The sequence below is a fragment of the Pseudomonas sp. SAS7 genome, from assembly GCF_052112345.1.
Classification (GTDB): Bacteria; Pseudomonadota; Gammaproteobacteria; order Pseudomonadales; family Pseudomonadaceae; genus Aquipseudomonas; species Aquipseudomonas putida_Q.
Genome location: NZ_JBEGGO010000001.1, coordinates 104,546 through 124,430, shown reverse-complemented (window position 1 = coordinate 124,430; position 19,885 = coordinate 104,546). Strand labels below are relative to the sequence as shown.

The window sequence follows — 19,885 nt, the reverse complement described above, 5'->3', positions numbered from 1 at the left end:
CAAATTGGCCAGCGAGCGGTCCGGTCAATTAACCAATGGTTAGCCACATGCCTAAACTGCAAGTGTGTTGGGTGCCCGATTGGCCGATATTCGCTGCATGCCGCGAATTGCCATCGGAGATAACAATGACTACACCGCTACCCGCACCGACCCTCATGCAGACGGGCGCGCATTCAGCCGCGCAGGCATCTTCCTCACGTAAAACCTTGATTGCCTGCTCGCTGGGCAATGCACTGGAAATGTACGACTTCACGATCTACAGCTTTTTCGCTGTGCTGATCGGCAAGCATTTCTTCCCCGCCGAGTCGGCGATGGCTTCGTTGCTGATGTCGCTGGCCACCTTCGGTGTCGGTTTCCTGATGCGCCCGGTGGGGGCGATGGTGATCGGTCGCTATGCCGACCGGCGCGGGCGCAAGGCGGCATTGAGCCTGACCATCGGGCTGATGACCCTGGGTACTGCGCTGATCGCGTTTGCGCCCACCTATTCGCAGATCGGCATTTTTGCAACCGTGCTGCTGGTGGCTGGACGACTTATCCAGGGCATGTCGGCAGGCGGGGAGGTGGGTACCGCGTCGGTGTTCCTGATGGAGTCCAGTGCGGTTGGCAACCGTTGCCAGAACGTCAGCTGGCAGGCCGCCAGCCAGGGGTACGCCGCATTGCTGGGGGCCGGCTTTGGCTTCGCCCTCAGCCAGTTGCTTGAGCCTGCTGCCCTGGAAAGCTGGGGATGGCGGATACCGTTCATGTTCGGCCTGCTGATCGGCCCGGTCGGTTGGTACATTCGCACGCGCTTGCCAGAAACCCATGAGGCCGCCCCGGCGCACAAGGCCGGCCAGGTGCTGGACGCCAAACTGCTCAAACGTATCGCACAGGGCATCGGCCTGATGGCCAGTTCGACCATCGGCATGTACCTGTTCGTGTTCTACATGCCCACCTACCTGACCACGGCCTTGCATTACCCGGCCGGAAGCGCAATGGCGATTGCCTGTATCAGCAGCGGCTGCATGGCGGTCATCTGCCCGTTGGCGGGCAAGTTTGCCGACAAGTACCAGCTGCGCAAGCGCCTGCTGGGGTGGACGGTTGCCATGCCGGTGGTGCTGACCCTGCCGGTGTTCTACCTGCTTGGGCAGGTGCAGCACATGGGCCTGGCCATGATGTGCGTGGCGGTCCTGATCCTGCCGACCTGCATCGGTGCCGGTGCGTTCTTTGCGCTGATGATGGAGGGCTTCCCAAAAGCGCGGCGCTCGTTCGGCACCTCGGTCAGCTACAGCCTGGGCGTGACGATTTTCGGCGGGTTCTCGCCGCTGGTGGCGACCTGGCTGATTGCTGCGCTCGGCACCCCGATGGCGCCGGCCTACTTCCTGTTGGCCGGCGGCGTTGTCAGCCTGGCCTGCCTCAAATACTTCCCCGAAAACAAAGGATGCGAGTGACATGGGCACTTTGAACATGACTACTTTCCCGAGCAACCAATCTCAGGCCCCGGTGGCTGAACTGGATGAGTTCGTCGTGATTCGCCGGCAGATTCATGCCGCGCCGGAGCTTGGCGGCGACACCCCCGACACGGCGGCGCTGGTGGCCGACAAGTTGCAGGCCTGGGGTTATGAAGTGCATCGCAACGTAGGCGGGCATGGGGTAGTCGGCGTATTGAAAGCAGGGGACAGCCCGTGCAGCATCGGCCTGCGGGCAGACATGGACGCATTGCCCATGAGTGAGAAAAACCCCTTCGCGCATGCCAGCAAGATCCCCGGCCGCATGCATGCCTGTGGCCATGACGGGCATACCGCCATCCTGCTGGCAGCCGCTGCGCAACTGGCTACCACACGCAGCTTCAACGGCACGTTGAACGTGATCTTCCAGCCGGACGAAGAGGGCCTGGCTGGGGCCAAGGCGATGATCGACGACGGCCTGTTCGAGCGCTTCCCGTGTGACTCGGTGTATGCGCTGCACAACATGCCCGGCATGCCGGTGGGCACCTGTGTGGTACAGGCCGGGCCGACCATGGCGTCCTCCGAGCGGGTCAGCATTCGTATCACCGGCAAAGGCGGGCACGGGGCGATGCCGGAACTGTCGGTAGACCCGGTGATGGCGTTGAACAGCCTGATCAGTGGCATCCAGACTATCAAGTCGCGCAACCTGAGCGTCGAGGACTATGCCGTTATCAGCATCGGCATGATCCAGGCTGGCACCGTCTATAACATCATTCCTGACGAGGCCAGCATGCTACTGAGCGTGCGCACCGACACGGCCGAGACCCAGCAGAAGATCAACAGCCGCATTGACGCCCTGGCCAGGGGGCACGCCGAAAGCTTTGGCGTGGAGATCGAGGTGCAAATCACCCAACTGGCGCCAGCGTTGTGCAACAGCGATCACGAAAGCGCGTTGCTACGGGAAAGCCTGCGGCCGTTGTTCGCCGACGGGGCGATGCTGGACAAAATGCCCAAGAAAGTCATGGGCACCGAAGACTTCGCCTACATGCTGCAGGCACGGCCAGGCTGTTACTTCATGCTGGGCAACGGTACGGGCGAGTTCCATGGTTGCTCGGTGCACAACCCTCATTACGACTTCAACGACGCGTTGGTGAGGATAGGCGCCGATTGTTGGGTAAAGTGGGTGCAGGACTACCTGCGTTGATGCCGTTGTCGGGGGCCGCGGCCCCCACAGCAGCCCACCCGGGCGCGGGCTACAGCAATTGAACGTCCCGCCACGCCAGGGCTCTCACAAGCAAAGGGTACAGCGAGGACGCCTTCATGAGCATCGAACGCAGCATTCCCGAACTGGAAGCCTGGTACGCCCAGTACGATGACATCAGTTACCGGCGCGAGTCACCGGATGCCTACCACCATGAACTGGTTCGCACAGCAGAGGCCCTGCGCGACGATGGCGCCATCGACTGGGATGACTGGTTGGCGCTGAAAGCGCTGGCTGATGAGTCGCATATACGCGCGCTGGAAGACGCCGTGCAGGCCCATGTAAGCGACCCTGACGCATGAAAGCGCTGAAAATTGCCACCTTCAATATCAATGGCATCCGCAGCCGCTTGCCAGCGTTGCTGGCCTGGCTGGAGCGCGAGCAGCCCGACATCGCCTGCCTGCAGGAGCTCAAGGCAGCCGATCAGCAGTTCCCTCGCGAGCAGCTGGAGGCGGCAGGCTATGGCTGCCTTTACCAAGGGCAACCGTCATGGAACGGCGTGGCCATCCTGGCGCGGGGCAGCGATCCGCTGGAGGTTCGCCGCGGCTTGCCAGGCATGGAGGATGACAGCCAGAGCCGCTATCTGGAAGCGGCGGTACATGGGGTGCTGGTGGCTTGCCTGTACTTGCCGAACGGCAACCCCCAGCCAGGCCCCAAGTTCGATTACAAGCTGCGCTGGTTCGAATGCCTGATCAAGCATGCGCGTAGCCTGTATGAAAGCGGCCACCCCACGCTGCTGGCCGGTGACTTCAACGTCGTGCCCACCGACATGGATATCTACAACCCGCGCTCCTGGCTGAAGGATGCTTTGTTACAGCCTGAGTCGCGCGCGTGTTACCAGCAACTGCTGGATCAGGGCTGGGTCGATGCCATACGCCATCTGTACCCGGACGAGCGGGTCTACACCTTTTGGGACTACTTCCGAAACCACTGGCAGCGCAATGCCGGCTTACGCATCGACCATCTGTTGCTGAACCGCGAGCTGGCCCCCTACCTGAAGCAGGCGGGGGTTGATGCCTGGGTGCGCAACGAGGTCAAGGCCAGCGACCATGCACCCGCCTGGATAGCGCTGGGTACACGTCGCGGTCGATCATAGCCAGTGCGGAAAACGCCTGGCCCGCGCAACTGCGCGGGCTCTTTTCAGGCGTTATTTTTTCCCGGGCAGCACTGAGCTGAGCACTTGCTTGGCCGTCTGCACGATGACCCCGGCCTGGTCCGGGTCGCCCTTGAGCAAGGTACTGGCGAACTTCTTCGCCTGCTCCAGCTTGATGTGAGGTGGCAAAGGCGGCACGTTCGGATCGGTCTTGAACTCGATAAGAACCGGCCGATCAGCGGCCAGTGCCCGTTCCCACGCCTCAGCGACGTCCTCTTCGCGCTCTACGTAGATACCTTGCAGGCCAATGGAAATGGCAAACAAATGGTAGGGAACGTCGGGAATGGACTGCGAAGCCTCGAACTTGGGGTCGCCCTCCATCACCCTTTGTTCCCAGGTCACCTGGTTGAGGTCCTCATTGTTGAACACCGCACAGATCCACTGCGGGTTGTCCCACTGCCGCCAGTACTTGGCCACGGTGATCAATTCAGCCAGGTTGTTCATCTGCATTGCCCCATCACCGACCAGGGCAACCACCGCGCGTTGCGGGTGGGCGAACTTTGCCGCGATCGCATAGGGCACGGCAGCGCCCATGCAGGCCAGGCCACCGGACAGCGAGCACTGCATGCCCTGGCGGATCTGCAGGTCGCGGGCAAACCAGTTGGCACAGGAGCCAGAATCGCTGGTGATGATGGCGTGGTCGGGCAGGCGAGGGGACAGTTCATGGACCACACGTTGCGGGTTGATCGGGTCAGTCTTGACCATTGCACGTTTGGCCACGGTCTTGTCCCACTGCGCACGCCAGGTCTCGACCTTGTCGCGCCAGCGCCGTTCGGTCTTGTGCTCCAGCAATGGCAACAGTGCGCGCAAGGTTTCACTGGCATCGCCGACCAGGTTGACCTCCATCGGGTAGCGCAGGCTGAGCATGTCTGGCTGCAGGTCAATCTGCACGCCGCGCGCCTGGCCTTCCTTGGGCAGAAACTCCGAATAAGGGAAGCCGGAGCCGATCATCAGCAACGTGTCGCATTCGGTCATCAGCTGATAGCTGGGTTCGGTGCCCAGGAGCCCGATCGACCCGGTAACCCACGGCAGGTCGTCTGGTAGAACAGCCTTGCCCAGCAGTGCCTTGGCCACGCCAGCGCCCAACGTTTCGGCGACTGCGATAACCTCATCAGTCGCCTGCAGCGCGCCGGCACCGACCAGTATCGCCACCTTGCGCCCGGCATTGAGCACATCCGCGGCGCGCTGCAGGTCCTGGTCGAACGGCAACACCCTGGGCTTGCTGTAGCCGATGCCGGAATGCACGGTACCGTGAGCCCTGGGTGGTTCGTGGTAGGGCAGGTCCTGCAGGTCGTTGGGCAGGATCACGGCAGTGACGCGCCGTTCGCCGACGGCCGTCCGTACCGCACGGTCGAGCAGGTGGCGCACCTGTTCCGGCGTCGAGGCCTGTTGCACGAAAGCACCGGCGACGTCCTTGAACATGGACACCAAGTCGAGTTCCTGCTGGTAGTGCCCGCCCAATGCCGCTCGGGCCTGCTGGCCGACGATGGCCAGCACCGGCTGGTGGTCCATGCGCGCATCGTACAGGCCAGTAAGCAGGTGCGAAGCGCCCGGGCCGGAGGTGGCGATGCAAACACCGAGCTCGCCGGTGAACTTGGCATGGGCGCTGGCCATGAAGGCGGCCATTTCCTCGTGGCGCGCCTGGATGAATTCGATCTTGCCATTGGCCCGGCTCAGCGCGCCGAACACACCGTTGATGCCGTCGCCGGGGTAACCGAAGATGCGCCGCACGCCCCATTGATACAAACGCTCGACCAGAAAGTCGCCTACCGTGCCGGTCATTGCCTACTCCCGTTCTGTGATTGATAGGTGTCTGGACTTGGCACGCGTCGGTAAAGTTTCAACGGTATGCGCGCCGGTCTGCCGACTGGAACCTTGCTACAGATGCGCTGTTCGCAAGTGAATCGACGAGAAAACCAGGAAGCGCAGCATGAACGTTATCGATACTGCAGGTGCCCGGGCGCAGAGCCTGTATTTCGAAGACGACGGCGCCACGCCGAACAGCCGCTATCCGGTTTTGTGGTATCGCCTACCGCTTGAACCGGCGGCGGACAATGCCAGTGCATTCGAGGGGTTGTTCAGCGCGCACCGCTGGGCGCCGTTGTGGCGTAACGGAATCTTCGACTACCACCACTTTCACCCTAACGCCCATGAGGCATTGGGCATTGCCTGCGGGTGGGCCAAGGTCATACTTGGCGGCGAAGCGGGCCAAAGGGTGAGCGTGAGGATGGGTGATGTCTTGATACTGCCCGCGGGAACCGGCCATTGCTGCATCGAACACAGCGAGGATTTTCTGGTGGTTGGCGCTTATCCCTGTGGGCAGGAAAGCTACGAGATAAACCGGCCAGATAGAGAAGCACACAAGCGGGCGCTGGCACGGATTGCCAAAGTGCCAGGCCCGGACCAGGACCCCGTCAGTGGCACTGGCGGTGCACTGATGATGCAGTGGCGCTAGCGCGATGAAGTGCGTTGGAGCAAGCCGGCTACGTGCGTTTTGCGCAGTTGATCAGCGCCCCCGAGCAGCGATCAGTCAAGGCAGAAACAGGCGAGGAACGGTCGCAATGGCGCAAAATGCTGCGGGCTGCCTACTGCCGTCGGCTAGTTCCAGGCAGCACTTGATATGACGGGGTGTCGGCACCACCCTGAGTTTTCCTTGACGCGCGCTTACTCTTCCTCCATCCCCTCAGGTTCATTGCGCACAGCACCAGTTGCAGCACGATCAGCGCCCAGGCCTGGGCATGCCATCCCCATACCGACCACAGTATATTGCTGGCGATAAAGCAGCAGAAACCCAACATGCGTCGTCCAGGGCGGTACGAACCGATGCACCAGGCTGCTGCCACAGTGACCGCCATCGCAGGCCATTCCAGCAATTCGATCCAGCTGTCCATCGAAACGAGTCCCAGACACTAACCATGGCGCCTCGCCAGACCGGTCGCGCCCGATCTGGCGAGGCGCCTTTTATTCATGCAGCCCGCTGCTCACCCTTGAGCAGTTTTTTCTGGGCTTCCATGGCGGCCCCCAGTTCGTCCAGTTGGGCTTTACCCAGGAGCTTCTTCGCTGTAGGGAAGAGCTCCTCTTCCTCTTCCTCGATGTGGTGCTCCAGTAGCTCCTTCATTACCTTGACCCGACCGGCGAATTCAAGTGTGCCGGTGTCTGTATGAAGCAGATCAGGGAGCACCAGGGCGTCGACAGTCCGGTGCTCTTCCTTGGCTTCGTAATACATCTTGGCTTCTTCCTTGCCACCGGCCTGCTTGATCGCGGGGTAGAGGATGTCTTCCTCCAGGGCTGTGTGAACCTGCAGTTCCTGCTCGATCCGGTGCAGCAAATCAGCGCGCTTTTTTACGGCACGCTCGGTGGTCGAGGAAAGCTCTTCCAACAGCTTCTTGACCAGTTTGTGGTCTTGAATCAGCAGATCGATAGCATTCATGGTGTCACCTCGTTGCGGCGAATGGATAATGGCTTCCTTGGTGTTGAGTGGCAGTACACGGCAGGGTTCAACGTTGATGATGTCTGGTAGCACAGGCTCGATCCGGCAGGCCCAACTCCCTCAGGCGCGCTCACCTCTCAGCCAGCGTTCGTGATAATGAACCAGTCGGGTTAGCCCATAGACGGCGCCGTCGTGCATCACCTGCGAGCGCTCGCCAAAAAAACGCTGGGTGCGGGTAAACACGGCAATGGGCTCGCCGGCAAACGCCCAGGCGAAGCACAACGTGCCGGGTAGAATCCCCGATTGCGGGCTTGGCCCGGCTACACCCGTGGTCGCGATGACCACGTTGGCGTCGCTGTCCTTCAACGCCCCCAAGGCCATCTCCCAGGCGACGGCCTCGCTGGTCAGGCCATAGCGCTCGATCGTGGCCGGGTTCACCCCTAGCAGGCGCTTCTTGGCAGTGGGTGAGTACACCACGTAGCCGCTTTCCAATACCTCCCCTGTACCTGGAAAAGCCGCCAGCAAAGCCACCATGCACCCTGCTGTGCAGGACTCTGCCGTGGTGAGTATCAGTTGATGATCTTTGAGGTAGCCGAGCACGGCCAGTACTGGATCGCACGCCATTTTCGAATCGACTCACGGGTTGTTGTGCGGTGGACGCACTGGCAGTGCAAATGGTTCAGGCAGAAGCACTGAGGCCCACGCATGCAGGCCCCGGCAGGGCATTCAGAGGATAGGTTTGCCCCCTGTAACGCCGTAGCGCGAACCCGAGATGTAGCTGGCTTCATCCGACCCCAGCAAGACGTAGATCGGTGCCACCTCAACGGGTTGCCCCGGCCGCCCCATGGGGTAACCTGAACCGAAGTTCTTTACCGCCTCATCAGGCATGGTGGCCGGGATCAATGGTGTCCAGATCGGGCCGGGGGCCACGCTGTTCACTCGAATCCCTTGCTTGCCCAGCAACTGGGCGAGGCCAGCGGTGAAATTGGCAATCGCCCCTTTGGTGGCGGCATAGGCCAACAGGCTGGGTGACGGGTCGTCGGAGTTGACCGAGCTTGTGTTGATGATCGAACCACCTTTGGGCATGGAGGGCAAAGCGCGCTGGCAAATGCGAAAAATGGCAGTGATGTTGGTGTCGAACGTCATCACCCATTCATCGTCGTCAATTTCGGCCAGGCTTTCATGGGCCATCTGGAACGCGGCGTTGTTGACCAGGATATCGATGCGACCGAACTGTGCCACGGTCTTGTCGACAATGTCGTAGCAGTGCTGCTTCTGTGCCAGGTCGCCGGGCAGTAGCAGGCACTGGCGGCCAGCGGCCTCGACCCAGCGCGCCGTTTCCTGCGCGTCTTCGTGTTCATTCAAATAGGCAATGGCAACGTCAGCGCCCTCGCGGGCATAGGCAATCGCTACCGCGCGCCCGATCCCGCTGTCGGCACCGGTGATCAGGGCGATCTTGCCTTCGAGCCGGTTGTTGCCGGTGTAGGTCTGCTCGCCACAGTCCGGGTACGGCTCCATCTTGCGTTGTGAACCGGGGACGCTTTGCGGTTGGGATGGGAAGGGAGGGGTAGGGTAGTCGCTCATGGTGGTAACTCCAGCAGTCGGAAACGCTCGTTACCGTTCGAGGGGGCGCGCGCAGCCGGTGTTGAAGTGGATCCGGGCTTTGTGCGACGGGCGGTTGTCCTACGCATTGCAATGAATTTTCGTTGCTTGGGCAGTTCTACCGCTGACCGGCCTTGCGCTGTCACCGGCAAGGCTCCCGATTTCAAGGAGTACCGCAGTGCCTCGAATCATCACGCCCAGCACACCTGAACATGAGATCGATCAGCAAAATGCAAGGATGTTCGGTACGCCGAAAGAGCGGCTGGACTTCTATCGACGCGAAATCCAGTACGAGACCAGCATCCTGGCCAACCGTACCGATGCCTATCTCACTGCGCAGTCGTTTCTGGTCATCGCGTACGTCTCGGCAATGAATAACCTGAACCAGGGCTGGGGTGAGATGTTCACCTTGATGGTGCCGGCTTTTCTCGCATTGCTTGGCGTGCTCAGTACGCTGAACGCCTGGCCAGGCATTCGCGCGGCCTTCCGGATCATCGAACACTGGCAGTTGAAGCAAAGCCACTTGCTGCGCAGCGAGCCGATGATGGGGTTGGCTTATGACGAATCGCCGCTGTTCTGCGAGGCTGAAACCTCTCAGGCGGGGCACCGCAAATCGCTGCTGTTTTCCCTGCGCACCCCCTGGATTTTCCTCGGCTTCTGGATCTTGCTGGGCAGCTACTCGGTTTACATCCAGCTGGCGTGACCAGCGCCTCCCGGTCGGCACCCGGTGCGACCAGAAGACGCGCTGAAGTTGATCAGCCTTAGCCGGCCAGCGCCTTGATCAACTGCTCATTGAAGGCGGGAATATCATCCGGCTGGCGGCTGGTGATCAGGTTGCCATCCACCACCACCTGTTCATCCACCCACGTGCCGCCGGCATTGCGAATGTCATCCTGCAGGGTCTTGTAGCTGGTCATTCGCTTGCCATTGGCCAACCCGCACGACACCAGCAGCCACGCACCGTGGCAGATGATCGCTAGCGGCTTGCCCGCCGCATCATGGCTCTTTACCAGCTTTTGCGCCCCGGGGATAAGGCGGATCGTGTCGGAGTTCTGCACGCCGCCGGGCAGCACAAGGGCGTCGTAGAGGTCAAGCTGCGCGCTGTCGAAGGTAGCATCCACGTTGAATTCGTCGGCGGGTTTGTCGTGGTTCCAGCCACGCACGGTGCCTTCCTTGGTGCTAAGGATATCCACTACCACGCCACTGTTTTCCAGCGCTTCACGTGGGCCGGTCAGTTCTACCTGCTCGAAGCCATCGGTGACCAGAAAGGCCACGCGCTTGCCGTTCAGTTGTGCAGTCATCATGTGTTTCCTCGTACTAATAGGCCTTCCATAGGGGCCTGCAAACAGCACGCAAAGTTCCTGCTCGATGCTCGGCGGCTCGTACTGCCATGGATTGGACCTTGGATGCGGCAGTGACGCGCCCCGATAACTTGGCCTACAGTTAGCGTCACAGAAGATGGCGCAATGAAATTATTGACCAGCGCCACAACTATTTTCACCGGTAGATGTCATTGTCGAAGCCGGCGCAAACATTGGGAAGCCGGCGCAAACATTGGTCAGCCGGCCAGGCATTTTTCAGGAGCGAAGCGCACATGGCAGCACTGCAGAACAGCACGTTGGAAGCAATTGTCGGAAATCAGGCGCAGTTGCTGGCGGAGTGGATCAGCGCCCTGGAGGCCAACGGCGCGACGCGCAATATTCGTGAACACGACTTGCGCCAGGAAACGCATGACTTCCTGCAATTGGTGATTGACGGGCTGCGCAAGGAGGCGGGTACGCAAATTGGCGCGGAAGATTGGGAGGAAGCCCGGCGTTTTCTTGAAAAACTGTCCGCCAGCCGTGCCCAGGTCGGGCAGGAATCGCACCAGACCGCCTATTTCATCTTCGCCCTCAAGGGGCCGCTGTTCAGGTTGTTGCAGGCCCATTACGAAGAAAAACCAGCGCTGCTGGCCGAACAACTGTGGGAAATCTCCCAGTTGCTGGATGCGTTTGGCCTGCACACCATCCGCACCTATCAGAAAAACCGCGAAGGCGTGATCAAGCGCCAGCAGGAAGAGTTACTTGAGCTTTCCACCCCGGTGGTCAAACTCTGGGAGGGCGTACTGGCCCTGCCGTTGATCGGCACGCTCGACTCGCAACGCAGCCAGACAGTGATGGAGTCGCTGCTGCAGCGCATTGTCGATACCGGCTCTGAGATTGCCATCATCGATATCACCGGCGTGCCTACTGTCGACACCCTGGTCGCGCAGCATCTGCTCAAGACCGTGACGGCCATCCGCCTGATGGGCGCCGATTGCATCATCAGCGGTGTTCGCCCGCAAATCGCTCAGACCATCGTGCACCTGGGCCTTGACCTGGGCACGTTGACCACCAAGTCCAACCTTGCTGACGCCTTGAAGCTGGCGCTTTCGCGTCTGGGTACCAGCACTGGCGAGAAGGTGTGAGGCGATGGAGCGTATTCCCATTCTGCAAATGGGTGAATTCCTGCTGGTAACCATCCAGGTCGACATGCACGACCAACTGGCGCTACGCCTGCAGGACGATCTTACCGACCGAATCGACCAGACTTCGGCCCGCGGCGTGCTGATCGATATTTCCGCGCTGGATATGGTCGACTCGTTCATTGGCCGCATGATCGCCAGTATCTCCGGCCTCTCGCGGATAATGGATGCCGAGACGGTGCTGGTCGGCATGCAACCCGCGGTGGCCATCACCCTGGTGGAGCTTGGCCTGACCTTGCCCGGGGTAAGCACTGCACTGAATGTCGACCGCGGCATGCACCTGTTGCGGCAGCGGGTAGGCCGCTCATGAGCATCCGCCAAAGCGGCAGCCAGCCGGTGCGCCTGGAGCAGGACGTGGTACTGGCCCGTCAGCTGACCCGCAAGATTGCCACTGACTGCGGCATGCGGTTGGTCGACCTTACCAAACTGGTCACGGCTGTCAGTGAGCTGGCACGTAACACCGTGGTATACGGTGGCGGTGGTGACATGGACTGGGAGGTCATCGAACAAGCCGGGCGGGTTGGCCTGCGCCTGGTGTTTCGTGACGAGGGGCCGGGCATTGCCGACGTCAAACTGGCCCTCACCGATGGCTGGACGTCAGGTGGCGGGCTTGGCCTGGGGTTGACCGGCGCCCGCCGACTGGTAGACGAATTCGATCTGGACACTACTCCCGGGCAAGGCACCCGGGTAACGATCACCCGATGGGCGTGAACCTGGCAGCGAGTTTGACGCAGGTGCTACGCCTTGATGAGGCCAGCCAGGTCGGGCATGCTCGGCGTGTTGTCCAGAAGCTGGCCGAGCAGCTTGGTTTCTCTGCCGCCGATGCTGGCAGGGCGGCCATTGTTGCCACCGAGCTTGCCAGCAATGTGCTCAAGCATGCAGAGCGTGGCGAATTGCATATACGCGTGCTTGCGCATGGCGCCGATCCGGGAGTAGAGCTGGTGGCGGTAGACCGTGCCCAAGGGTTCGACCTTGCCAGCTGCCTGGCTGATGGCTATTCCACCGGCGGCACCCAGGGTATCGGGCTAGGGGCGGTAAGCCGTCTGGCGCAAGTGTTTGACGTGCACGCCGACGCGAAGGGTGCTGTGGTACTGGCGCGCATTTACCGGCAAGATCATACGGCCAGGGATATACGCATCGGCGTCACCCAGCACTCGCTGCATGATGACCCGGCCTGCGGTGACAGCTGGCACGTAACGCTTGCCGAACAGCGGTTAAGCGCCGTGATGATCGATGGCCTTGGCCATGGCGAGGAGGCCGAGCGTGCGGCCAAGGCGGGCATTCAGGCCTTTGCCCTGGAGCCCTTCAGCGCGCCGGAGCTCTTGCTTGGCGAGATGCATCATGCAATGGCCGGTACCCGTGGCGGTGCGGCTGCCATCGCCCAGTACGAAGGTACTGGCGACCGCCTGTCGTTTATCGGCATCGGCAATATCGGCGCAACCCTGGTCGGCACCGAGCGGCCTCGCGGCCTCGCCTCGCACCCGGGCATCGTCGGTGGGCAATACCGCAAGGGCCAGGTGTTCGACTACGCTCAAGTGAAAGGAAATCTGTTGATCATGTTCAGTGACGGCCTGCAGTCCCGTTGGAACCTGCAAACTTACCCCGGGCTTGTTCACCGCCACCCGGCGGTCATCGCTGCCGTACTGCATCGCGATTTCTGCCGTGGGCGGGATGACGTGACGGTGTTGGTCATCGACCTGGAGACCGTGCATGGCTGAACCATCGTCCAGCAACAGCGCCGAGCAGGCCGACCTCGTCGCCCGCTTGCATGCTGAAAACCAGGCGTTACGCGCCGAACTGGAGGACACCAACCAAGGGGTGCTGGCGCTGTATGGCGAGCTGGATAGCCAGGCTGAGCAGCTGCGCCAGGCGTCGGACCTGAAAAGCCGCTTTCTTTCCTACATGAGCCACGAGTTCCGCACGCCCTTGGGTTCGATCCTGAGCATCACCAGCCTGCTCGCCGACGAGGTAGACGGGCCGTTGAGCAAGGAGCAGCAGTTGCAGGTGGCGTTCATCAGTACCGCCACGCGTGAGCTGAGCGACATGGTCGACGACCTGCTGGACCTAGCCAAGATCGAGGCCGGCCGTATCACCATATCGCCTGCCTGGTTCGATATGCTCGACCTGTTCGCGGCCTTGCGCGGCATGTTCCGCCCGATCGTCGACACCGGCATGGTGGACCTGATCTTCGAAGAGCCGCAGGGCCTGCCGAAGATGTATACCGATGACAAGAAGCTGGCGCAGATCCTTCGCAACTTCATTTCCAACGCCTTGAAGTTCACCACCCGCGGTGAAGTGCGCGTGTCGGCGCAGCTTCTGGGTAGTGACCAGGTGCGTTTTGCCGTAAGCGATACGGGTATTGGTATTGCCCCCGAGCTGCTCGGCGGCTTGTTCGAAGATTTTGCCCAGGTCGACTCGCCGCTGCAGAAGCGCCTGCGTGGGACTGGGCTGGGGCTTTCGCTGTGCAAGCGTTTTGCGGCGCTGCTAGGCGGTCAGGTGGGGGTGGAAAGCACACCCGGCAGCGGGTCGTGTTTTTTTGTCATCCTGCCGATGGCGCTGGCCACGGAGAGCGCTGATGAACGCTGACATCCGTCTGCTGATAGTCGACGACAACGTAGCCACACGCTATGCGCTGCGTCGCCGCCTGGCGCTGCATGGCTACACGGTGATGGAGGCTGGCACCGGCGGCGAGGGGCTGGCGTTGATCGGCCGCGAGCAGTTCGATGCGCTGATCCTGGACGTCAACCTGCCGGACATGAGCGGCTTCGATATCGTCCGGTTGCTGCGTGCCAGGCCCGAAACGGCCTTGCTGCCGGTGATCCACGTGTCGGCGGCGTCGATCCAGACGGGTGACATCATTACCGGGCTCGATGCAGGCGCCGACGCCTACCTGGTTCACCCCGTGGACGCCGATGTGCTGGTGGCCACCTTGGGGACCCTGCTACGTGTGCGGGACACCGAGCGGGCCTTGCGCGAAAGCGAGGCCAGTTTTCGGGAAATCTTCACCAATGTGTCAGCCCCCATCGCGGTGGTGGATGCCGAGCTGAAGGTGCATGAATGCAACCATGCCTTCGAGCAGTTGATCCAGGACAATCGCAACCCCGAGGCGCTGCAGGAATGCTTCGCCGATGACCAGCAGGCCGCCATTGCCGATTTGCGTCGGCACCTGCTTGCGGGGCAGCGCTGGCGGGGCACATTAGGCATGCACGTGGGCGGCTTGCCGAGGGATACCGAATGGCAGCTATCACCCTACCGGGAGCAGGGCTTGTGCCTGGTGTTTGTCGAGGACGTCACCGAGCATCGCCACCGCGAGCGCTCGCACCTGGCGCGCCTGGAGGACGCCAACACCCAGTTGGCGCGGGAAACGGCCCAGCGCGAGCAGACCGAAGCGCAACTGCTGCAGCTGCAGAAGATGGATGCCCTGGGCAGCCTGACAGGCGGGATCGCCCATGACTTCAATAACCTTTTGACCGGTATCATCACCAGCCTGGAGCTGATCCGCAAACGGGTGGCAGAGAACCGTACCGAAAAGGTCCCTGCCTACGCCGACGCGGCCCTGAGTTCTGCCATGAGCGCCGCCTCGTTGACTCATCGGCTGCTCGCGTTTGCCCGCCAGCAACCCCTGGACACGCGGCCGGTGGACATCAACGAGCGGGTGCGCTCGCTGGAGGAGCTGATCAACCGCACCATCGGTGAACGGATCGTGCTGCAGCTGGAGCTGTCACACGAGCCGACCACGGCGCTGGTCGACCCGATCCAGCTGGAGAGCGCGGTGCTCAACCTGGTGATCAATGCCCGCGATGCTTTGGCCAAGGGCGGGCATATCTGGGTGAACACGGCGGCGACCTACTCGCTCGGCGACCCCAACCTGCGCGATGGCCCCTATGTGGCGGTGACGGTACGCGATGATGGCTGTGGCATCGCCCCGGAGCTGCTGGAAAAGGTATTTGATCCGTTCTTCACCACCAAGCCGGTAGGGCAAGGTACCGGCTTGGGGCTCTCGACCATCTACGGTTTTGCCCGCCAGTCGGGCGGGCACGTGTCGATCCACAGCGTGCCGGGGTCGGGCACTGACGTCACCCTGATGTTGCCTGCCAGCAGCCAGCAGGAGTCTTGCGAGAAGCCCAGCCCGCAAGTCGACCAGCAAGGGGCTGGTGAATATGTGCTGGTGGTCGAGGACATGGCTTCGGTGCGCCTGTCAGTGGCTGAAGTACTGGCCGATGCAGGATACCGCTGCGTCCTGGCCGAAACTATCGAGCAGGCACTCGACCATCTGCGTGAAGATGCCGGCATTCAGTTGTTGCTGACCGATGTCGGCCTGCCAGGCATAAGCGGCCGCGAGCTGGCCGATATGGCGCGGACCTACCGGCCTGGGCTGCCGGTGCTGTTCATGACGGGCTACGCAGAGACCGCCCTGGACCGCCAGGCGTTTCTGGGCAGTGGCATGGACCTGCTGATCAAACCGTTCCAGATCAGCGAACTGCTCGTCAAGGTGCGCCGGGCATTGGGTCATGCGACATGACGTTCACTTTGCAGCAACTGCCTGGATAAGGCCGGTCAATATGGCCCCGGCTGCGCCTGGGTTCGCAGGACAAGCCCGCTCCCACAAGTACGGCGCATGAGTTGCACGCGATGCGGTCTATGTGGGAGCGGGCTTGCCCCGCGATCACGGGCGTAGCCCGTGCCACCACCGCGCAACCGGCTTGGGGGGCAAGCCCGCTTCCACAGGTTGTTTACGGGGAACCGGTCATCGCAGCTGAACGACCTGTCGCCACGGTAAGTCAAACCATAATCGAGCACTTCACCAAGGCCACTGCGCAGATGACCTTCATCGTATGGTTCGCCATGCTGGGCGCAGTCTTGCTGCTGCTGGCGCTCTCATCCTCCTATTTACGCTGGATCCCGGTGACATCCTCGGTGGTGTGTCTGGCCTTGGGCATCGGGCTGGGATCATCCGGGCTTGGTTTTCTCCACCTGGATGTCAGCAGTTCCAAGGGATGGATGGAGCACCTGACCGAGGTCGCGGTGTTATTTTCGCTCTTCTTCAGCGGCCTGAAACTGCGCTTGCCCTTGCACGACCGCCGATGGTGGAGCGCGTTTTACCTGGCGGGGCCTGTGATGATGATCTGCATCGGTGGCGTAACGTTGCTGCTGCACTACGGCCTGAACTTTGAATGGGGTATTTCAGTGCTGATCGGGGCCATCCTCGCACCCACGGACCCTGTGCTTGCAACACTTGTGCAGGTGGCCGATGCCCAGGACGATGACCCTGTGCGTTTCAGCTTGTCGGGGGAGGCGGGCTTGAATGACGGAGTGGCCTTTCCCTTCGTCATCCTTGGGCTGTTCCTGCAGCAGAACCCCGGGCAGGCCTGGCTCGGCGACTGGTTGCTGAAGGACATGCTATGGGCAGTGAGTGCTGGTCTTCTGCTTGGCTACTGGATGGGGCGCGGGCTGGGCAAACTCACACTCTTCCTGCGACTGCGCAACGACGACAGTACCGTATCGCCCAACGATTACCTGGCCCTGGCACTGATCGCGCTGGCCTATGTGTTTGCCGAAACGATCCAGGCCTATGGGTTTCTCGCGGTATTCGCCGCTGGGCTGGGTTTGCGCCAGGCGGAAGTTAGTACATCCAGCAACCCGGAGGAGCCGGCGGCCGAGCATCTGGTGCAGCCCGTGGTGGGGCACCAGCATGTGGCGCCCGAACTGGCTGTCAAAGGTGATGTGCGCGGGCTGGACGATTCCCAGGTTGCAGCGGGGATCATGCTTGGAGACATGCTGGCCTTCGGCAGCTTGATCGAGCGGGCAATGGAGGTTTTTCTCGTGACCTTGCTCGGGGTGGTGCTGATGGAGCATTGGGACTGGCGGGCGTTGCTGGTCGCCGGAGCGCTGTTCGTGGTGATTCGCCCCTTGAGCATTGTGCTTTTCCCGGTCCGGGGAATGCTGGATATTCGCCAACGTGGGCTTCTTGGCTGGTTTGGCATCCGGGGTATCGGTAGCTTTTACTACCTCTTCTACGCCCTTGACCATGGGCTGCCTCCAGGCTATGCGGCACAGAGCACCAACCTGGTGTTGTCAGTGGTAGCGTTGAGCATACTGCTGCATGGGTTGAGCGTTCAGCCGCTGCTTGCACGATACGAAGCGTGGAAGCAGCGGACGTCATGAGGGCGCTTCAAGCCCTTTGTCTCAGACGTTCAGCGGTCGAGCCCTTGCCGGCTTCGGCGCTGCAAATGAGTGATCGCAAACCCGGCAATGGCCCCGAGCACGGCGGCACTCACCAACAACGGTGTCCTGTTTTTTCGGGTTCGCCAGCCACCGTCCACACTGCGCCGGTCACTCGGCGGTTCGAACAGGTTACCGGACGATGTTCCGGCGCTTGGGCTACGGCTCAACCCCCAGCGGGTCAGCCATCCTGAAAGCAGCGGCAGCCCCGGGACGAAGTAGCTGGCCAGGTGAGCAAGGCGAGCGGTTGCCCCGACTGTGGTACGCGCGCGAGGGGAGATGGCGCAAACCACCATGGCCTTGGCCACCAACTCCGGGTCGTAGACTGGCCCTGGGGGCGTCAGCGTGTGGCCAGTGTAGTTGCCGCCATCCCTGAAACCGGGGGTGTCCATGACCGCAGGATAGATATCGCAGACATGGATGTCGGGGAACGCCGTCAGTTCTCCGCGCAGGGCGTCGGTCAGGCCACGCAGGCCGAATTTGCTCGCCGAATAGGCCGCTGCATAGGGTTGCGCGATCCAGCTCCCGAGTGACAACGTGTTGATCAGGATGCCGCTGCGCTGCGCCTTGAAGTAGGGAAGGGCGACGTAGGCGCCACGGAGGTAACCGATCAGGTCGGTTTGAATGACTTGCTCATGCGCCTCCAGTGGCGTGTCCTCGAAATTGCCGACCGCGCCGACGCCGGCGTTGTTGACCCAGATATCGATCCGCCCATGGCCAAACTCGGCAGCCTGCTCGGCCAGCGCCTGCACCTGCTCGCTGCGGCTGACATCGGTAGTGATTGCCACGGCGTCCGTACCGCAATCAGTGCACTCGTCCAGCACGTCGAATAACGCTTCCTCATCTCGCGCAGCAAGCACCAGGCGAGCGCCTTTGCAGGCAAAGGCATGCGCAGCGGCCCTGCCGATGCCACTTGAAGCGCCGGTGATGACCACGACCTTGCCGCGCAACGGGCCTTTTGTCGATACGGGCGGTGCAGGCGGTGCAGGCTCGGCAGCCTGGGGTGGCTCGATGTCCTCAGGCGCAGGCGCGAGGGTGGCGCTGGCTTCCATCATTGAGAGCTCAAGGGTGGTGCCGTCGACCATCACCAGTTTCAAGCCATCGATGGTGCCCGCTACCCGGTCCGCAAAGACGGGCTCGCCTTCTGCATCCAGGCTGTCATAAATGAACGTGGTCCCTTCGAGCCAGCCGACTGCAGTCAGCAGTTCCGGACCAAGGTAATATTTGCCGTCCTGAAAGAAACCGGGGAATTGATGGGCGCGTTCGATGTTCTCCACGCAGTAGCGTTCGCCTGGTTTCATGCCTGTCGCTTGATCGATCATGGTGCAGAACCCCTTTCGAAGTGTGTCAGCAAGCGTTCAACCTTCGCTGTGTACAAAGGCATCGGGTAAGCAGGGGAATGCGTGGAGCGCTGTAAAGTTCAGGTCAAGGGTTCCAGTGGCGTGCTGAATTACAAGATGACCGCTGGTGTGCTGTGAGTGAACCTGTCTGGGTACCCGAGCCTCGACTACGAGAGGCCACGAAGCGATCAGCCTTGTTGATGCACAAGAGGGACGCTCAGGATGATTCATCTTGGTTGCGCAGGCTGGAACCTGTCACGGCTTCATGCCGAGCACTTTCCCCTGCATGGGACCCATTTGCAGCGTTACGCGGGCCGATTGAACGCGGTAGAAATCAACTCCTCGTTCTACCGTGCTCATCGGTCGCAAACTTATGCCCGATGGGCTGCGTCGGTGCCTGAGCACTTTCGTTTTTCCGTCAAGTTACCCAAGGCCATCACCCATGAGCACCGCTTGCAGGGCTGTGCGGGCCTGCTCGAGCGGTTTCTCGATGAGTGCGGGCATTTAGGCGATCGCCTTGGGTGCCTGCTGGTGCAGTTGCCGCCGTCGTTGGCGTTTGAAGCTGACGTTGTTCATGCGTTTTTCACCGAACTGCGCGCGCGTTATGGGGGAGGGCTGGCGGTCGAGCCGCGGCACCGATCATGGGCGGCAGCGCAGTCGGTGCTCGTCGACTTTCAGGTTGCCCAGGTCGCGGCCAGCCCCTCGCGCTTTGGTGTGGATGCCCAGCCAGGCGGCTGGCAGGGCCTGGCCTATTGGCGCTTGCACGGTGAGCCACAGATTTATCGCAGCGCTTATGGCAGCGACTACCTGCAGCGCCTGGCTACCCAGTTGCAGAAGCGCGACAGCTTGCAACTACCGACCTGGTGCGTATTCGACAACACCGCAAGCGGAGCGGCCCAGGGCGACGCACTGGCGACCCAGGCCTGCTTGCAGAGGCGTTGATGTACTCG

General features: G+C 61.6%; 21 protein-coding genes. 14 read left to right on the top strand and 7 right to left on the bottom strand.

Annotation, left to right across the window (positions count from 1 at the left end):
• Positions 1 to 125 precede the first annotated feature (125 nt).
• From ABI582_RS00630 to xth, 4 genes are all read left to right on the top strand, one after another.
• On the top strand, positions 126 to 1,427 hold the full coding sequence (locus ABI582_RS00630; protein WP_442118058.1) for an MFS transporter: 1,302 nt from the start codon (positions 126 to 128) through the stop codon (positions 1,425 to 1,427).
• Positions 1,428 to 1,443: 16 nt separating this feature from the next.
• The gene (locus ABI582_RS00625) at positions 1,444 to 2,628 is read left to right on the top strand and encodes a M20 aminoacylase family protein (RefSeq protein WP_442118424.1); all 1,185 of its coding nucleotides are present in this window, start codon (positions 1,444 to 1,446) and stop codon (positions 2,626 to 2,628) included.
• 116 nt (positions 2,629 to 2,744) lie between these two features.
• A complete protein-coding gene (locus ABI582_RS00620; RefSeq protein WP_338747134.1) occupies positions 2,745 to 2,987 on the top strand; it encodes a hypothetical protein in 243 nt (80 codons plus the stop codon).
• Positions 2,984 to 3,781 (top strand): exodeoxyribonuclease III, encoded by a 798-nt coding sequence (xth, locus tag ABI582_RS00615; RefSeq protein ID WP_338747135.1) that lies wholly within the window; start codon positions 2,984 to 2,986, stop codon positions 3,779 to 3,781. Before ABI582_RS00620 ends, xth begins: the two co-directional genes overlap by 4 nt.
• Before the next feature lie 51 nt (positions 3,782 to 3,832).
• Here xth and ABI582_RS00610 read toward each other — a convergent pair whose 3' ends face one another.
• Complete coding sequence (locus tag ABI582_RS00610; RefSeq protein ID WP_442118057.1) at positions 3,833 to 5,620, bottom strand: thiamine pyrophosphate-requiring protein; 1,788 nt, start codon at positions 5,618 to 5,620, stop codon at positions 3,833 to 3,835.
• A 148-nt stretch (positions 5,621 to 5,768) separates the two neighbouring features.
• On the opposite strand from ABI582_RS00610, the gene ABI582_RS00605 reads away from it, so the two are divergent.
• Positions 5,769 to 6,293 carry a cupin gene (locus ABI582_RS00605; protein WP_442118056.1) on the top strand — a complete coding sequence of 175 codons (525 nt, stop codon included), beginning with the start codon at positions 5,769 to 5,771 and terminating at the stop codon, positions 6,291 to 6,293.
• A gap of 130 nt (positions 6,294 to 6,423) precedes the next feature.
• Here ABI582_RS00605 and ABI582_RS00600 read toward each other — a convergent pair whose 3' ends face one another.
• The 4 genes from ABI582_RS00600 to ABI582_RS00585 form a co-directional block, all read right to left on the bottom strand.
• A complete protein-coding gene (locus ABI582_RS00600; RefSeq protein ID WP_338747138.1) occupies positions 6,424 to 6,729 on the bottom strand; it encodes a hypothetical protein in 306 nt (101 codons plus the stop codon).
• Between the two features lie 74 nt (positions 6,730 to 6,803).
• Positions 6,804 to 7,268, bottom strand: a complete 465-nt coding sequence (locus tag ABI582_RS00595) for a hemerythrin domain-containing protein (RefSeq protein WP_338747139.1) — start codon at positions 7,266 to 7,268, stop codon at positions 6,804 to 6,806.
• 120 nt (positions 7,269 to 7,388) lie between these two features.
• Complete coding sequence (locus ABI582_RS00590) at positions 7,389 to 7,892, bottom strand: CinA family protein (protein ID WP_368976259.1); 504 nt, start codon at positions 7,890 to 7,892, stop codon at positions 7,389 to 7,391.
• A gap of 102 nt (positions 7,893 to 7,994) precedes the next feature.
• Positions 7,995 to 8,852 (bottom strand): SDR family oxidoreductase, encoded by an 858-nt coding sequence (locus tag ABI582_RS00585; protein WP_306380854.1) that lies wholly within the window; start codon positions 8,850 to 8,852, stop codon positions 7,995 to 7,997.
• Between the two features lie 196 nt (positions 8,853 to 9,048).
• Between ABI582_RS00585 and ABI582_RS00580 the strand changes: the two genes are divergently transcribed.
• Positions 9,049 to 9,573, top strand: a complete 525-nt coding sequence (locus ABI582_RS00580) for a hypothetical protein (protein WP_306380852.1) — start codon at positions 9,049 to 9,051, stop codon at positions 9,571 to 9,573.
• Positions 9,574 to 9,631: 58 nt separating this feature from the next.
• Here the strand turns inward: ABI582_RS00580 and ABI582_RS00575 are convergent, their stop codons facing one another.
• Positions 9,632 to 10,171: a type 1 glutamine amidotransferase domain-containing protein gene (locus ABI582_RS00575; RefSeq protein ID WP_442118055.1), complete on the bottom strand. Its 540-nt coding sequence runs from the start codon at positions 10,169 to 10,171 to the stop codon at positions 9,632 to 9,634.
• A 293-nt stretch (positions 10,172 to 10,464) separates the two neighbouring features.
• Between ABI582_RS00575 and ABI582_RS00570 the strand changes: the two genes are divergently transcribed.
• From ABI582_RS00570 to ABI582_RS00540, 7 genes are all read left to right on the top strand, one after another.
• Positions 10,465 to 11,316, top strand: a complete 852-nt coding sequence (locus ABI582_RS00570; protein WP_138736549.1) for an STAS domain-containing protein — start codon at positions 10,465 to 10,467, stop codon at positions 11,314 to 11,316.
• A 4-nt stretch (positions 11,317 to 11,320) separates the two neighbouring features.
• Entirely contained in the window at positions 11,321 to 11,683 is a 363-nt protein-coding gene (locus ABI582_RS00565) for an STAS domain-containing protein (protein ID WP_338747143.1), read from the top strand.
• A complete protein-coding gene (locus tag ABI582_RS00560) occupies positions 11,680 to 12,084 on the top strand; it encodes an anti-sigma regulatory factor (protein WP_019473915.1) in 405 nt (134 codons plus the stop codon). Before ABI582_RS00565 ends, ABI582_RS00560 begins: the two co-directional genes overlap by 4 nt.
• On the top strand, positions 12,075 to 13,091 hold the full coding sequence (locus tag ABI582_RS00555) for an ATP-binding protein (protein ID WP_338747145.1): 1,017 nt from the start codon (positions 12,075 to 12,077) through the stop codon (positions 13,089 to 13,091). The genes ABI582_RS00560 and ABI582_RS00555 overlap by 10 nt, the downstream gene beginning before the upstream one ends.
• Positions 13,084 to 13,959, top strand: coding sequence for a sensor histidine kinase (locus ABI582_RS00550; protein ID WP_338747146.1), 876 nt, complete (start codon positions 13,084 to 13,086; stop codon positions 13,957 to 13,959). The genes ABI582_RS00555 and ABI582_RS00550 overlap by 8 nt, the downstream gene beginning before the upstream one ends.
• A complete protein-coding gene (locus tag ABI582_RS00545; RefSeq protein WP_338747147.1) occupies positions 13,949 to 15,895 on the top strand; it encodes a response regulator in 1,947 nt (648 codons plus the stop codon). The genes ABI582_RS00550 and ABI582_RS00545 overlap by 11 nt, the downstream gene beginning before the upstream one ends.
• 299 nt (positions 15,896 to 16,194) lie before the next feature.
• The gene (locus ABI582_RS00540) at positions 16,195 to 17,538 is read left to right on the top strand and encodes a cation:proton antiporter (protein ID WP_442118054.1); all 1,344 of its coding nucleotides are present in this window, start codon (positions 16,195 to 16,197) and stop codon (positions 17,536 to 17,538) included.
• A gap of 29 nt (positions 17,539 to 17,567) precedes the next feature.
• Here ABI582_RS00540 and ABI582_RS00535 read toward each other — a convergent pair whose 3' ends face one another.
• Positions 17,568 to 18,917 (bottom strand): SDR family oxidoreductase, encoded by a 1,350-nt coding sequence (locus ABI582_RS00535; RefSeq protein WP_442118053.1) that lies wholly within the window; start codon positions 18,915 to 18,917, stop codon positions 17,568 to 17,570.
• 240 nt (positions 18,918 to 19,157) lie between these two features.
• Between ABI582_RS00535 and ABI582_RS00530 the strand changes: the two genes are divergently transcribed.
• A complete protein-coding gene (locus ABI582_RS00530; protein WP_338747150.1) occupies positions 19,158 to 19,877 on the top strand; it encodes a DUF72 domain-containing protein in 720 nt (239 codons plus the stop codon).
• Positions 19,878 to 19,885: the final 8 nt, after the last annotated feature.